This is a genomic window from Roseateles sp. P5_B10 (assembly GCF_056400485.1).
The window spans coordinates 1-1,902 of the sequence record NZ_JBFULE010000931.1 but is presented as its reverse complement, the minus strand read 5'-3'; the positions used below and the strand labels follow the sequence as shown (position 1 = coordinate 1,902).

Annotated in this window: 1 protein-coding gene; it reads right to left on the bottom strand. The window is 65.7% G+C overall.

The features are described 5' to 3' along the window. Positions 1-109: 109 nt before the first annotated feature. A partial coding sequence (locus tag AC1DU6_RS29395) for a PhoX family protein (protein ID WP_477861519.1) occupies positions 110-1,902 on the bottom strand: 1,793 nt, incomplete at its 5' end.

The following is a 1,902-nucleotide window of genomic DNA, read 5'->3' as shown; positions in this document are numbered from 1 at the left end:
CGGCGAGGGCGTGCAGCCTGCGGCCGAGCCATGGTGATGCGATAGGTGCCGGGCGCAATGACCCATGAGAAAGGGCTGCTCACGCAGCCCTTCAGTCAGACGCCRGCAATCAGCCGATCTTGGCCAGTTTGACGCTCGTGGCCGCACCGGTCAGATAGCCCACCTGGGCGCCAAAGCGGTCCTTATAGTTGGCGCGCACCAGCGGGTCCAGCGTGGCCTTGACCACGTTGTGCAGCGGCACGCCCCAGTCGCCGGGATGCTGGAAGTTGCTGGTGATGTAGGTCCAGCCGTTGAGGTCGTCCACAACGCCCAGGCCGGTGGCCTCGGYGCCCGAGGGCATGGACACGAGGCGGGTCAGCGCCTTGGTGTCGACGTTGTAGGCCCAGACGAAGTTGTTGACGTGGTAGCTGCTGTCCTCGCCGATGAAGAGGGTGCGCAGCTTCTCCGAGAACTTCAGGTTGTCGGGCGCGCCAATCTTGTCGGGGTTGGCAAGGTTGCCCAGGGCGTCGGCCGTGGCGAGGTCTTCGCCGATGAGCAGGGTCTTGGTCAGTGACGGCACCCAGTCGCTGGTGATGGCACCACCTGCCGTGTCCTTCTGGCCCGTGCTCAGCGTGTGGGCCAGCACGCCGCCGGCGTTCAGCGCCTTGTCGATGGTGATGTTGGCGGCCTCGTTCCAGGCGGCGTTGCCACGCACCATGGAGCTCTGCATGTTCTGCAGCGCGGAGTAGGCGACCTTGTCCTTGGCGTTGACGGTCGTGCCCTCCATCTTGGTGAAGGCCATCGAGCCGCCCTTGAGCGCGGCGTAGCGGTGGGTTTCGAGGAAGGCGGCGGCCTTGTCCATGCCGGCCTTCACGCGCACCCACTGCACCTTGCCGCTGAGCCAGATCTTGGTGAAGCTGGCGTCCAGCGGGTCGGTGGTGGCCACGTCCATGATGTCGGTGGCCTTGAGCGTGTCCGCCAGGGCCTTGATCTCGGCGCTGGTGGCCGAGCCAAGCTTGATCCAGCTGATGGGAGCGCCAGCGGCGGCCGTGTCCAGCGAGAAGCCGGCGCCGAACTTGGCCACAAACAGCGAGCCGGCGGAGAGGTCCTTCTCCTTGTCGGCCACGAACATGAAGAAGCCGCCGTTGGTGGCGTCGTCGCCCATGATGGCGGTGCGGTTGTCGGGCATGACCTGGATCAGCTCATGCGAGATACGGCCCAGGCAGTAGTGCTTCTTGATGGTGCCGCTGCCGTCGGGGTTGACGGTGACCTCCGGCAGGTGGCCGTAGTGGTAGGGGTTGGCCTGGGTCTCGCTGCCGAACAGGTTCTTGCTGTAGGCCTTGAACTGGGCGTTGCTGGCGATCGTGAAGGCGTCGGGCTCGTACTCCTCGCTGGACAGGTGCGTGCCCCAGGGCGACAAGCTGGCGCCGCAGGTGATCCACAGGCCCATTGCCGGTGCGGTGTCGACGTTGTGGTATTTCACGAGCGACAGCTTGCCTGTGGCCGGGTCCTGGTCCAGCGTCAGCACGGCGATGGGCGAGGGCAGCTTGCCGTACATGTCGGTCTTGCCGTCCTGCGCCCAGGTCGTGTATTCGAACTGCACGACGGCGAAGACGGCGTTGCCCTTGATGCCGGCAACGCTGGCGTTGTCGAGCTTGAGCAGCGAGGTGCCGTCGGGCGAATCGCTGAAGAACTGGCGGTTCTTGTCGGCCACCGTCGTGTCGATGATGGGCTTGYCGGCGAAGTCGACATAGCCGCCCGCCAGCAGGGTTCCGCCCTTGCCGTCCGGCACCAGGTCGCCGGTCGTGAAGAAGGGGGCATACGACAGCGAGAAGCCCTGGGTGCTGTCGTCGCTGAACTTGACCATCAGCGTCGAGTTGACGAGGGTCTTGGCCATGTCGGCCGGGGTGGCGAGGCTGGGGG